Origin of the sequence: Caballeronia concitans, assembly GCF_001544615.1 — a bacterium.
Lineage (GTDB): Bacteria > Pseudomonadota > Gammaproteobacteria > Burkholderiales > Burkholderiaceae > Caballeronia > Caballeronia concitans.
On sequence record NZ_FCNV02000001.1, the window covers coordinates 869,687 to 882,498 of the forward strand.

Consider the following 12,812-nt stretch of genomic DNA (forward strand, 5'->3'; position numbering starts at 1 on the left):
AGAACCCTTCGTTATTACCTGATTGCATATCAAAGTAATTTTTCAGTCGTTTGCAATATATAGCAGGTTTATTACTATCAGTCCAATTTTTCCAATATGCATAGCTGTTTTCGTCATTAGCAAATGATCGTTCGATCTGAACGGTATGCGCTGCGACGAATCAATGATTATCTGCGCCGCGCAATCTGGGACGCCGGCGCTCAAACAAAAATTTGGGGCCCCCGAATGTACCAATACGATCAGGTCGACCAGCGAATCGTCGACGAGCGAGTCGCACAGTACGCCGATCAGGTTCGCCGGCGTCTGTCGGGCGAGTTGAGCGAAGAGGAGTTTCGTCCGTTGCGGCTGCAGAACGGCCTGTACATGCAGCGCCACGCGTACATGCATCGCATCGCGATTCCTTACGGCAACCTGCGCAGCGACCAGCTCCGCATGCTGGCGACGATTGCGCGCGAGCACGATCGCGGCTACGGCCACTTCTCGACGCGCACGAACATCCAGTTCAACTGGGTCGAGCTCGAGGAAACACCGGAAATCCTGCGCAAGCTGGCTTCGGTGCAGATGCACGCCATCCAGACGTCGGGCAACTGCATCCGCAACATCACGGCGGACCAGTTCGCGGGCGTCGCGCCCGACGAGGAAGTCGATCCGCGTCCGTGGGCCGAAATCCTGCGTCAATGGTCGACGTTCCACCCCGAGTTCGCCTGGCTGCCGCGCAAGTTCAAGATCGCGGTGTGCGGATCGGCGGAAGATCGCGCGGCGGTGCAGATTCACGACCTGGGCGTCTATCTGAAGAAGAACGCGCAGGGCGAAGTCGTCGCGAGCATTCTCGCGGGCGGCGGGCTGGGGCGCACGCCGATCATCGGCGCGATCATCAAGGAAGACTTGCCTTGGCAACATCTGCTGACGTACTGCGAAGCCGTGCTGCGCGTGTACAACCGCTACGGCCGCCGCGACAACATGTACAAGGCGCGCATCAAGATTCTGGTGAAGGCGCTGTCGGCGGAGAAATTCTCGAAGCAGGTCGAGGAAGAATGGCTGCATCTGAAGGACGGCCCGTCGACGCTCACGCAGGAAGAAGTCGAGCGCGTGTCGAAGTTCTTCGCACCGCCCGCCTACGAGAAGCTGCCGGACACCGACGCTTCGTATGAAAAGCATCTGATCGAGAACAAGGCGTTCGCGCGCTGGGTCGAGCGCAACGTGCGTCCGCACAAGGTTGCGGGCTATGCAGCGGTGACGCTCTCGCTCAAGCCGACGGGCATCGCGCCCGGCGACGCCACCGACAAGCAGATGGACGACGTCGCCGATCTCGCCGATGCGTTCTCCTTCGGCGAAATCCGCGTGTCGCACGAGCAGAACCTGATTCTCGCGAACGTGAAGAAGCGCGATCTCTTCAACGTGTGGGAACGCGCGAAGGCGGTCGGTTTCGCGACGGCGAACATCGGCTTGCTGACGGACATCATTTCGTGCCCCGGCGGCGATTTCTGCTCGCTCGCGAACGCGAAGTCGATTCCGATCGCGCAAGCCATCCAGCAGCGCTTCGACGACGCCGACTACGTCTACGACCTGGGCGACCTGTCGATCAACATCTCGGGCTGCATGAACGCGTGCGGTCATCACCACGTCGGCAATATCGGCGTGCTGGGCGTCGATAAGGACGGCTCGGAGTGGTATCAGGTGACGCTCGGCGGCGAACAAAGCTCGGGCGCGACCGGCGCGCATCTCGGCAAGGTCATCGGCCCGTCGTTCTCGGCCCATGAAATGCCGGACGTCGTGACGAGCGTGATCGACACCTTCGTCGAGAACCGCATCGAAGGCGAGCGCTTCATCGAGACGTTCAACCGCCTCGGCATCGCGCCGTTCAAGGAGCGCGTGTACGCATCGCGCCAGGCACACGCTTGAGGATTTGAAGATGACGTTGATTATCAAGAACCGCGCGATCGTGGAAGACGATTTCACCGTGGTCCGCGCAGCCGAAGACGGCGCGCTTCCGGCAGTCGATGCGTTGCCCGCCGGCAAGGTGATCGTGCCGTTCGCGCTGTGGAAGGAACACAAGGATGCGCTCGCCGCATCGCGCTCGAAGGACGAACTCGGCGTGTGGCTCGCGCCCGACGACGAACCCGCCGATCTCGCGCCGGACTTCAGCAAGATCGCGGTGATCGCGGTCGATTTCCCGGTGTTCCGCGATGGCCGCGGCTTCTCCATCGGCCGTCTGCTGCGCGAGCGTTATCAGTGGACGGGCGAACTGCGCGCCATCGGCGACGTGCTGCGCGATCAGGTGTTCTTCCATTACCGCTGCGGCTTCGACGCGTTCGCCGTGCGCGCGGACAAGGACATCAACGACGCGCTCAACGCGTTCAACGAGTTCACGGAGTTGTATCAGGGCGCGAACGACAACCCCGAACCGCTGTTCCGCCGCCGCGCCGCGGTGCTCGCCACGCTCGGAGCCTGAAGGCATGACGCCAGAACTGCAAGCCAAGGTTGAACGTCTCGATGCGCTGCTCGATTCGATCGCAGCGCGCCACGAGCGCGTCAAGCTAGCCAGCAGCCTCGCCGCGGAAGACATGGTGCTCACGCACGCCATTCTTTCGCGCGGGGTCAAGATCGGCATCTTCTCGCTGAACACGGGTCGCCTGCACGCGGAAACGCTCGGCATGCTCGACACCGTGAAGGCGCGTTATGGCTACGACATCGAGCAGTTTCATCCGCAAGCCGATGCCGTCGATGCCTACGTCCGCGATCACGGCGCGAATGCGTTCTACGAGAGCATTGATTTGCGCAAGAGCTGCTGCCATATCCGCAAGGTCGAGCCGCTGAATCGCGCATTGTCGGATGTCTCCGCGTGGGTCACGGGCCAGCGCCGCGAGCAGTCCGTGACGCGCGCCGAGCTGCACGAGGAAGAGCACGACGCGCCGCGCGGCATCGCGAAGTTCAATCCGCTCGCGGACTGGACCGAAGCCGATGTCTGGGATTACCTGAAGGCGTTCGACGTGCCCGTGAATCCGCTGCACGCGCGCGGTTATCCGAGCATCGGCTGCGAGCCGTGCACGCGCGCCGTGCGCCCCGGCGAGGACAGCCGCGCGGGCCGCTGGTGGTGGGAATCGCGCGATACGAAGGAATGCGGCCTGCACATCACGAACATCAGCAGCATCAAGATCGTGGAAGAAGCGCCAAGCTCGGCGATCTGAAAGACACAAAGGCGCAGAGACGCCGCAGCAAACCCTGTTACCGAACGCGGTGTCCGAAAGACGCCGCCATAAAAGGATCGACGAATATGAGCACGACGCTCGACCCCAACGTCACGACCCCGATCGTCAACCGGGCAACGCGGATGGACCATCTCGACTGGCTCGAAGCCGAGTCGATCCACATCCTGCGTGAGCTCGTCGCGGAATGCAGCAAGCCTGCGCTGCTGTTCTCGGGCGGCAAGGATTCGGTCGTCGTGCTGCATCTCGCGCTCAAGGCCTTCGGTCTCGGCGCGGGCCGCAAGACGCAGTTGCCGTTTCCGCTGGTTCACATCGATACCGGCCACAACTTCGACGAAGTGATCGACTTCCGCGATCGCCGCGCGGCGGAAATCGGCGCGGAACTGGTCGTCGGTCACGTGGAAGATTCGATCAAAAAGGGCACCGTGCGCCTGCGTCGCGAGACGGATTCGCGCAACGCCGCACAAGCGGTGACGCTGCTCGAAACCATCGAGGAATACGGCTACACGGCGATGATCGGCGGTGCGCGCCGCGACGAAGAGAAGGCGCGCGCGAAGGAGCGCATCTTCTCGTTCCGCGACGAATTCGGCCAGTGGGACCCGAAGGCGCAGCGCCCGGAACTGTGGAGCATCTACAACGCGCGTCTGCACAACGGCGAGCATCTGCGCGTGTTCCCGATCTCGAACTGGACCGAACTCGACGTGTGGCAATACATCGCGCGCGAGAAGCTCGAACTGCCGTCGATCTATTACGCGCATGACCGCGAGATCGTGCGCCGCAACGGGCTGCTCGTGCCCGTCACGCCGCTCACGCCCGTGCGCGAAGGCGAAACGCCGGAGATTGCGCAAGTCCGCTTCCGCACGGTCGGCGACATCAGTTGCACGTGCCCGGTCGCGAGCGATGCCGACGACGTCGAGAAGATCATCGCGGAAACGGCCGTGACGGAAATCACGGAACGCGGCGCGACGCGCATGGACGATCAGGCGTCCGAAGCCGCGATGGAGCAGCGCAAGAAGCAAGGCTATTTCTAAGCAACGCCCAAGGAACCAACGAATCATGAGCATCTATCAAGCTGAAGACCTGGGCGTGCTGCGCTTCATCACGGCGGGCTCCGTCGACGACGGCAAGAGCACGCTGATCGGCCGCCTGCTGTACGACAGCAAGGCCGTGTTGTCGGATCAACTCTCGGCGATCTCGCGTGCGAAGAACAAGCGCACCGTCGGCGATGAAATCGATCTGTCGCTGCTCACCGACGGCCTCGAAGCCGAGCGCGAACAGGGCATCACCATCGATGTCGCGTATCGCTATTTCGCGACGGCCAAGCGCAAGTTCATCATCGCCGATACGCCGGGCCACGAGCAGTACACGCGCAACATGGTGACGGGCGCATCGACGGCGCATGCCGCGATCATTCTCGTCGACGCGACGCGCGTCACGTTCGAGAACGGCGTCGCGCAATTGCTGCCGCAGACGAAGCGCCATAGCGCGATCGTGAAGCTGCTCGGCTTGCAGCATGCGATCGTCGCCATCAACAAGATGGATCTCGTCGAGTACAGCGAGTCGCGCTTCAACGAAATCCGCGATGCGTACGTCGCGCTCGCGCGTCAGCTCGGCCTCGACAACGTGCGCTTCGTGCCGGTGTCGGCGTTGAAGGGCGACAACATCGTGACCGCGAGCGAGCGCATGCCGTGGTACGCGGGCGAACCGCTGCTTGATCTGCTCGAATCCCTGCCGGTCGCGCAGCCGAACGATCAGGCGCTGCGCTTCCCGGTGCAATGGGTCGCGCGTCAGGACGGCTCGCAGGCCGACGACTTCCGCGGCTACATGGGCCGCGTCGAGGCGGGCGAAGTGCGCGTCGGCGATGCGATCACCGTGCTGCCGGCGAATCGGCAGGCGACGGTCGCGGAAATCATCGCGCCGGTGCCGGGCGGCGTGAGCCCGGTGGATCGCGCGTTCGCGGGCCAGACGGTGACGATTCGTCTGACCGAAGACGTCGACGTGTCGCGCGGCGATACGTTCGTGCCGGCCGCCGCGACCGTCGATCCGGCGAAAAAGCTCGAAGCGGATCTGTGCTGGTTCGACGAAGAGCCGCTGTCGCCGCAGCGCAAGTATCTGCTGAAGCAGACGACGAACACGGTGTTCGCGCGCATCGGCGCGGTGAAAGAGGTGCTCGACGTGCATACGCTGTCGCATTCGGTGGATCGCACGACGCTCGCGATGAACGACATTGGCCGCGTGGCGCTGACGCTGCAAAAGCCGATCGTCGCCGATGCATACGACACGCATCAGGGCACCGGCGCGTTCGTGCTGATCGACGAGGCGACGCATCACACGGTCGCGGCCGGCATGATCCGCGCCGTTTCTGCCTGAACGTCAACGTGAGTGGATGCAAATGATGGGTAAGGTCTATCTGATCGGAGCGGGGCCGGGCGCGGCGGATCTCATCACCGTGCGCGGCATGCGCCTGCTCGAATCGGCGGATGTCGTGCTGCACGACGCGCTGATCGAACCGGCGATGCTCGACTACGCGCCCAACGCGAAGAAGATCGCGGTCGGCAAGCGTTGCGGGCAGCGATCGACGGCCCAGCATTTCATCAACAAGCAGATCGTCGATGCGGCGCGCGAGCATGGCGTCGTCGTGCGTCTGAAGGGCGGCGATCCGATGCTCTTCGGCCGCGCCGACGAGGAAATGCGCGCGCTGGAAGCGGCGGGCATCGAGTATGACGTGGTGCCGGGCATCACGGCGGCGCTCGCGAGCGCGGCGACCCTCAGGCGTTCGCTGACGCTGCGCGGCGTGTCGCGCAGCGTGGCGCTGGCGACGCACAGCCGCGCCGCCGACAGCGACGCCATCCGCGAGCAGGCGAAGGCGGATTCGCTCGTGTTCTACATGGGCCGCGACAGTGCGCCGGATATCGCGCACCAGCTCATCGACGCGGGCCGTCCCGGTTCCACGCCGGTGGCGATCGTCGAGGCATGCAGCACGCCGCGCGAACGCACGCTGACGCTGACGCTCGCGCAGATGGCGCTCGGCTGTGCGCAGGAATGGCTCGATCCGTCGCAGCCGAGTTTGCTGATGATCGGAGAGGCGTTTCGGGAACGCGCGTCGGCGGTGAAGCCGCGGGTGCATCTGAAGGGGATGCAGGCGGCGGCCTGATCCGAGCGGAAGTTGTGATAAATGAAAGCGCGTCCTGTGATGACGCGCTTTTTTCTTGCGTGCCGATCTTGCGCGGCAGTATGCTCCCGCGTCTTTTTAGCGGGAAGGTAGCAGTCGAATGCGCATGGTGTCGAGCCGCATATTCCGGAGTGCGATGCAATGGGCGGCGCGCGCGCTGGCCGTTCTTCTTTGCTCGCTGCTGGCTTACGCGCTGGCCGCGCTCGTGGCGGCCGTGCTGCCCGTCAATCGGAATTGGCAGGCGGTCGCGCCCGATCACGGCGTGACCGTCTGGCTGACCACCAACGGCGTCCATACCGCGCTTCTGATGCCGCGCAATGCGGCGGGCGTCGACTGGGCCCGATACTTTTCGCCAGCCGATACGCGCGCGCCCGCGGCGTCGGATCGCTACGAGATGGTTGAAGTCGGCTGGGGCGATCGCGAGTTCTTTCTGAATACGCCGGAATGGAAGGATCTGCGCGCGTCGACGGCGTTTCACGCGCTCGTGGGGCTCGACGGCACGGTGCTGCACGTGGAGTTCACGACGGCGCCGCGTAGCGCGTCGGAAGATGCGCTGCCGGTGACGATTTCTCACGCCGCGTACGGGCGTCTGGCGGCGCATGTGATGCAAAGTCTGCGGCTCGATGCCAGCGGGAATTCCACGAGTGTGCCGGCCCATCACTACAACGACCACGACGCCTTTTACGAATCGCACGGCAGCTACTCCGTGTTCCTGACGTGCAACCAATGGACGCGCAATGCGCTCGACGTTGCAGGCGTGCGCGTGCCGGCGTGGACGCCGTTCGACAGGCCGTTGTTCTGGCAGTTGCGGGGGAGGGAGGCTTCGCGCGCGTCGGGAACTGACTGAGGGTTCGCCGCGAAACCCCGAAGGTTCAGCTCTTGAAGGTAACGGCCCTTAATCGCTGCTGCTTCGAATTCCGCGCCAGCACGGCGTCGAGTGTCGCCATCGCCTTGGCCTTGCAATCGAGAGCGGTCGCAAGATGAAGCGCGTCGCCAGCGCGGAGCCCGGTCGACGCATCGAGCGCGAGCAGCGCGCCCTGATGGAAAACGGGCGGCTCGATAGGCGTGAGCTGGATGTCGCCCTGGCACATCCGTTCGAATGTACGCCAGGCGAAAGCCGAATCCTCTTCGGATATCTGGCCCGTCCGCTGTTTGATACTGAGCGCACTGGCGAATTCGGTAATGCACCAGGTGCCTGCAATCAGTTCGCCGCCGAAATCCGCGTACCAGGCCGCGACGGCAGCGGTCATCGGCTCCCGGACACAAAGCGCGACGAGCACGCTGGTATCGACATACACCATCAGTAGCGCGCTCCGCGCCGGAGTTCGTCGATGACCGATTCGCCCATCGGCATTGCGTCGCGCGTAGTGGCGATTTCCTGAGCGAACGCCCGGCGATCCCACTTCGCCGCGCGAAGGTAAATGCCGCCGTCGACCGTCAGACTGGCCTGGACCTGATCGCCCTCGGAAAGGCCGATGTGCCGCAGATATTCGGCCGGGATGCGCACGGCCAGGCTATTGCCCCACTTTGAAATGAGCAGGTTCATGGGTCACTCGGATGGATATACAGGAACGTATAGCCATTGTAGTCCCCGTTTCGCGGCCCCGAAAGTCGGCCGAACGGCTAACGTCAGCCCCTAACCCTGCCTCAAACAATACCCCGCGACCGCATCGAGGACGGCTTCGTCCTCGCCGACCGCCGTCGCGCAATGAATCGCGACGTTAGGATTCGCCACCCGACACTGCTCGACGATCTGCGGCAGATCCCGCCGCACATGCCCGCCCTGCCCGAAGAACACCGGCACGACAGTAATCGCCTTGCACCCATCGGCCGCTTGCGCAGCGATCGCGCCCGGCAGATCCGGCGTCATTAATTCGAGAAACGCGAGCGAAACCGGATCGCCGCGCATGGCGCGCAGCTTCGCCGCCAGCCGCTCGAACGGCTCGGCCCAGCGCGGATCGCGCGCGCCATGACCGAAGAGGATGATGCCGTGCTTGCCCATCGCGTGCTCCGGAAAGACTCAGTGCCGCTCCACCCACTTCAGGCCCAGCAAGCCGATTGCCAGATAGGCGAGGGCGGGCGCCGCCGCCGTGATCGGCGCGGGCCACGTATTCAGCGTGCCGATGTGCGAGAACAGCGTGTTGAACAACTGGAAGCTCATGCCGATCATGATGCCGCCGAACACCTTCACGCCGACGACGCCCGCGCGCGTATGCAGATACGCGAACGGCAGCGACAGCACCAGCATCACGAGCACCGCGAACGGATACAGAATCTTGCGCCAGAACGCGATCTGATACCGCTGCGTGTCCTGATGATTCTCAGTCAAGTGCTGAATATAGCGGAACAGGTTGAACATCGACATCCGGTCCGGCGACACCAGCAGCACCGACAGGATCTGCGGCGTCAGCTCCGAGCGCAGCGAATATTCGGGCAGCGCCGTTTCCTTCGCGCGATACACCGGATTGAGCGCATCGCCGGGATTGGCGGCTTGCGGCGCGGCGTCGATCAATTGCGTTTCGGTCACGCCCGTCAGCTTCCAGTGACCCGGCGGCTGAAACACGCCGCTCTGCGCGATGCGCACGTTCGACAGCCGGAACTTCGAATCGAATTCGTAGATGCGCACGTTGGCGATCGTCGTGTCCGGATTGAGCGTTCCCACGTTGACGAAGCGCGTCACCTGTTCGCCGTTTTCCTTCGCATTGAGCGTGTCCTTCACCCACACGCCCGACTGAAAATTCGACGACACCGACGATCCCAGCGCCTCCAGCCGCACGCGCTCGGACAACTGGTCCGAATACGGTCCGACCACTTCGCCGATGATGTACGTCACCAGAACGATCGGCACGCCGATCTTCAGCAGCGAGCGCAGCGCGGTGCCGGTGGACAGGCCCGACACGCGGAAGATGGTGAACTCCGACGCCGCCGCCATCTGCGCGAACACGTAGATCGCGGAAATGAGCGCGGCGACCGGAATGATCTCGTAGAAGCGCGAGGGCGTCTGCAGCGCGACGCGCAGCACCGCGAGCGTGAACTTGTAGTTGCCGTGCCCGACCGTGTTCAGCTCGTTGATCAGGTCGAAGAAGAAGAACAGGCCCGAGAACGCGAACAGGATGAAGATGAACGCGAGATAGATCTGGCGCGCGAAGTATCGTTCGTAGATGCGCATCGCGTCACGCTCCCTTCGTGCGCGTGAACGTCGCGCGCGTGAAGAGCGGCCGGTTGCGCACGCGCAGCCAGAAGATGAACGCGACGAGCGCGCTCACCAGAATATGCAGCCCCGCGATGCCGACGCCGAACGAGAGCTTGCCCTGCTCGATCCACGACTGCACCACGTTCAGCAGGTTCGAGTACGTGAGATAGATCAGCACGGCCATCACGAGATTGATGGTCCGGCTGCGGCGCGGATTCTGGTACGAAAGCGGAATGGCGAGCAGCATCAGGTTGATGGCGATGAGCGGCAGCCCCATGCGCCAGGCGAATTCGGCGAGGTTCTGCTTGGTCGGATCGGCGAGGAGATCCGGCGTGGAGATGCCCGTCGTCGATGGCGTGTTGACCACCTGGTGACTCAGAATCTTCACGCCGTAACGCTCGAATTCCATGATCCGGAAGTTGGGCTGGCCGGGCTCACCGTCGTAACGGCGGCCGTTTTCCAGCACGATGAAGCGGTCGCCGTCCGCGCGCGTTTCGGTGTGGCCGTTCTTCGAGACGATCACGTTGACCTTGCCGCCTTCCGTGCTCGTGACGAACACGTTTTCCACGTGTCCCTGATCCGGCGACATCTTCTCGATGAAGAACACGCGATGGCTCGACGGCGATTCGCGGAACTGCCCCGGCGCCAGCAGCGACACTTCATCGCGCTGCTGAAACCGCGCCTTGATGAGCTTGCTTTGCTGATTCGACCACGGCCAGCCGACGAACGCGAAGAAGACGATGAGAATGATGATCGGCGTGGCGAACACGGCGACCGGCTTGATCAGCTGCGTCTGGCTGACGCCCGAGGCGAGCCATACCACCATCTCCGAATCCCGATACCAGCGCGTGAGCACGAAGAGGATGGAAACGAAGAGCGTGACGATCAGCATGACGGCCAGATAGCCGATGACGGTGAGCCCGATCAGCACGACGACATCGCGCGGGTCGACCTGGCCCGACGCCGCGAAGCCGACGATGCGGATCATCATCGTCGTCAGCATGATCGTGAGCAGCACCATGAACACGGCGCCGGCCGTGTACGCGAGTTCGCGCTGCAGGGAGCGTTCGAAGATCATTGATTTTTGCTTGAGGCCGGCGGCGGCTATGCGGACTAACGTATGAGAGACGCTGAGGGCAGAGCTTCGTTCCCTTGCGCCGCGAGCCTGTGACCGCCGCGGTAAAAATAGCGGATAATTGCGGCTTTCATCCTTCAGCCCAGATTTTACCGAGGATAAGCGCGATGGACTTTAGCATAAAAGCCTGTGATTGGAGCAAAGGCGAGGCAAATGGTTTCCTCACCGGGAAAGCCGATGTCGTCGTGCTCGGCGTGTTCGAGGCACAGACACTCACAGGCGCCGCACGCGTCATGGATATCGCGACGAAAGGGCTCATTTCGCGCATCGTGAAGGCGGGCGACATGAGCGGTCGCGCAGGCACCACGCTGATGGTTCCCGAAGTGACCGGCATCGGCGCGGCGCGCGTGCTGCTCGTCGGGCTCGGCAAGCAGGACGCCTTCAATCAGAAAGCTTATGGCGAAGCCGTGCGCGCGGCATGGCGCGTGATTCTCGGCACGAAGATCGCGCAAGTGACCTTCACGCTCGCGCAATTGCCCATTCTCGAACGCACCGGCGACTGGGCCGTGCGCGCCGCCGTTCTCGCGCTGCGCGAACTCACGTACAAGTTCACGCAGATGAAGAGCAAGCCGGACAATGGCGCGGCATCGCTCAAGAAGATCGTCTTCAGCATCGATACCGCCGACGAGAAGACCGCGCGCGTCGCCGTGAAGCAGGCTGTCGCGATCGCGAACGGCATGGACCTCACGCGCGATCTCGGCAATCTGCCGCCGAACGTCTGCACGCCGACCTACCTCGGCCAGACCGCGAAGAAGCTCGGCCGCGACTGGAAGCTTAAGGTCGAAGTGCTCGGACAGAAGCAAATCGAAGCGTTGAACATGGGTTCGTTCCTGTCGGTCGCGAAGGGATCGGTGCAGCCGCCGCAGTTCATCGTCATGCATTATCAGGGCGCGGGCGAAGCGGTGAAGACGCGCGGTAAGAGCGCGTCGAATGCGTCGAATGCACCGATCGTGCTCGTCGGCAAGGGCATCACGTTCGATTCGGGCGGCATCTCCATCAAGCCCGGCGAGTCGATGGACGAGATGAAGTACGACATGTGCGGCGCGGGTTCCGTGTTCGGCACCATGCGCGCGGTGGCGGAAATGGGCCTCAAGCTGAACGTGATCGGCGTCGTGCCGACCTGCGAGAACATGCCCGCGGGCAACGCGGTGAAGCCGGGCGACATCATCACGGCGATGAACGGCACGACCATCGAAGTGCTCAACACCGATGCCGAAGGCCGCCTCATTCTCTGCGACGCGCTGACCTACGCCGAACGTTTCAAGCCGGCCGCCGTCGTCGATATCGCGACGCTCACGGGCGCGTGCATCATCGCGCTCGGTCATCACAACACCGGCCTCTTCTCGAAGGACGACGCGCTCGCGGGCGAATTGCTCGACGCGTCGCGTGAAGCGGTCGATCCGGCCTGGCGTCTGCCGCTCGACGAAGAGTATCAGGATCAGCTCAAGTCGAACTTCGCGGATGTCGCGAACATCGGCGGGCGGCCGGCGGGCAGCGTGACGGCGGCGTGCTTCCTCTCGCGTTTCGCGCAGAACTATCCGTGGGCGCACCTCGACATCGCCGGGACCGCGTGGAAGAGCGGCGCGGCGAAGGGCGCGACCGGGCGGCCGGTGCCGCTGCTGTCGCAGTTCCTGATCGATCGCGCGGGGCAGTGAGACGGCCGTGACGCGCATCGACTTCCATACGAATGTCGGCGATCCGCTCGCCTACGCCTGCCGCCTCGCGCGCAAGGCTTATGCGAGCGGGCGGGCGCTCGTCGTGCTCGCGGAGCCCGCGCGCCTCGCCGCCTTCGACGAGCAGTTGTGGACCTTCGCGCCGCTCGAATTCGTGCCGCACTGCATGGCGAAAAGCCCGCTCGCGCAGGACACGCCGGTGGTGCTCGCATCGGATCTCGACGGCGTGCCGCATCATCAGGTGCTCGTGAATCTGGGCGCGCCGGTGCCCGCGCAGTTCGCGCGCTTCGAGCGGCTGATCGAGATCGTCGGCAACGAGGGCGACGAACTCGCCGCCGGGCGCGAGCGCTTCCGCTTCTATCGCGATCGCGGCTACGCCATCGAAACGCACAAGCAAGGCGGCTGAACGAACAGTGCGTGGCCGTGCGCGCGG

General features: G+C 63.7%; 14 protein-coding genes. 9 read left to right on the top strand and 5 right to left on the bottom strand.

Annotated features, from left to right (window positions below; genetic code table 11):
* The first annotated feature begins 225 nt into the window (after positions 1-225).
* The 7 genes from AWB72_RS04050 (at position 226) to AWB72_RS04080 (ending at position 7,225) form a co-directional block, all read left to right on the top strand.
* On the top strand, positions 226-1,902 hold the full coding sequence (locus AWB72_RS04050; RefSeq protein ID WP_040051751.1) for a nitrite/sulfite reductase: 1,677 nt from the start codon (positions 226-228) through the stop codon (positions 1,900-1,902).
* Positions 1,903-1,912: 10 nt separating this feature from the next.
* On the top strand, positions 1,913-2,452 hold the full coding sequence (locus AWB72_RS04055; RefSeq protein WP_040051752.1) for a DUF934 domain-containing protein: 540 nt from the start codon (positions 1,913-1,915) through the stop codon (positions 2,450-2,452).
* Between the two features lie 4 nt (positions 2,453-2,456).
* Complete coding sequence (locus tag AWB72_RS04060) at positions 2,457-3,188, top strand: phosphoadenylyl-sulfate reductase (RefSeq protein ID WP_040051753.1); 732 nt, start codon at positions 2,457-2,459, stop codon at positions 3,186-3,188.
* Positions 3,189-3,274: 86 nt separating this feature from the next.
* Positions 3,275-4,237 (top strand): sulfate adenylyltransferase subunit CysD, encoded by a 963-nt coding sequence (cysD, locus tag AWB72_RS04065; RefSeq protein ID WP_040051754.1) that lies wholly within the window; start codon positions 3,275-3,277, stop codon positions 4,235-4,237.
* Between the two features lie 25 nt (positions 4,238-4,262).
* Positions 4,263-5,576 (top strand): sulfate adenylyltransferase subunit 1, encoded by a 1,314-nt coding sequence (locus tag AWB72_RS04070; RefSeq protein WP_040051755.1) that lies wholly within the window; start codon positions 4,263-4,265, stop codon positions 5,574-5,576.
* 25 nt (positions 5,577-5,601) lie between these two features.
* Positions 5,602-6,360, top strand: a complete 759-nt coding sequence (gene cobA, locus AWB72_RS04075) for a uroporphyrinogen-III C-methyltransferase (protein ID WP_040051949.1) — start codon at positions 5,602-5,604, stop codon at positions 6,358-6,360.
* 154 nt (positions 6,361-6,514) lie between these two features.
* Positions 6,515-7,225 (top strand): TIGR02117 family protein, encoded by a 711-nt coding sequence (locus AWB72_RS04080; protein WP_159459340.1) that lies wholly within the window; start codon positions 6,515-6,517, stop codon positions 7,223-7,225.
* 25 nt (positions 7,226-7,250) lie between these two features.
* Here AWB72_RS04080 and AWB72_RS04085 read toward each other — a convergent pair whose 3' ends face one another.
* The 5 genes from AWB72_RS04085 to lptF all read right to left on the bottom strand — a co-directional run bounded on the left by AWB72_RS04085 (position 7,251) and on the right by lptF (position 10,649).
* A complete protein-coding gene (locus AWB72_RS04085; RefSeq protein WP_040051756.1) occupies positions 7,251-7,679 on the bottom strand; it encodes a type II toxin-antitoxin system VapC family toxin in 429 nt (142 codons plus the stop codon).
* The gene (locus AWB72_RS04090; protein WP_040051757.1) at positions 7,679-7,924 is read right to left on the bottom strand and encodes an AbrB/MazE/SpoVT family DNA-binding domain-containing protein; all 246 of its coding nucleotides are present in this window, start codon (positions 7,922-7,924) and stop codon (positions 7,679-7,681) included. Before AWB72_RS04090 ends, AWB72_RS04085 begins: the two co-directional genes overlap by 1 nt.
* Positions 7,925-8,014: 90 nt before the next feature.
* Complete coding sequence (locus AWB72_RS04095) at positions 8,015-8,380, bottom strand: sirohydrochlorin chelatase (protein ID WP_040051758.1); 366 nt, start codon at positions 8,378-8,380, stop codon at positions 8,015-8,017.
* Positions 8,381-8,398: 18 nt separating this feature from the next.
* The gene (gene lptG, locus AWB72_RS04100) at positions 8,399-9,547 is read right to left on the bottom strand and encodes an LPS export ABC transporter permease LptG (RefSeq protein ID WP_040051759.1); all 1,149 of its coding nucleotides are present in this window, start codon (positions 9,545-9,547) and stop codon (positions 8,399-8,401) included.
* Positions 9,548-9,551: 4 nt separating this feature from the next.
* Complete coding sequence (gene lptF / locus AWB72_RS04105; RefSeq protein ID WP_040051760.1) at positions 9,552-10,649, bottom strand: LPS export ABC transporter permease LptF; 1,098 nt, start codon at positions 10,647-10,649, stop codon at positions 9,552-9,554.
* Positions 10,650-10,813: 164 nt separating this feature from the next.
* Between lptF and AWB72_RS04110 the strand changes: the two genes are divergently transcribed.
* Together AWB72_RS04110 and AWB72_RS04115 are read left to right on the top strand one after the other, a co-directional pair.
* Positions 10,814-12,361 carry a leucyl aminopeptidase gene (locus AWB72_RS04110; protein ID WP_040051761.1) on the top strand — a complete coding sequence of 516 codons (1,548 nt, stop codon included), beginning with the start codon at positions 10,814-10,816 and terminating at the stop codon, positions 12,359-12,361.
* A gap of 7 nt (positions 12,362-12,368) precedes the next feature.
* Positions 12,369-12,785 carry a DNA polymerase III subunit chi gene (locus AWB72_RS04115; RefSeq protein WP_040051762.1) on the top strand — a complete coding sequence of 139 codons (417 nt, stop codon included), beginning with the start codon at positions 12,369-12,371 and terminating at the stop codon, positions 12,783-12,785.
* Positions 12,786-12,812 lie beyond the last annotated feature (27 nt).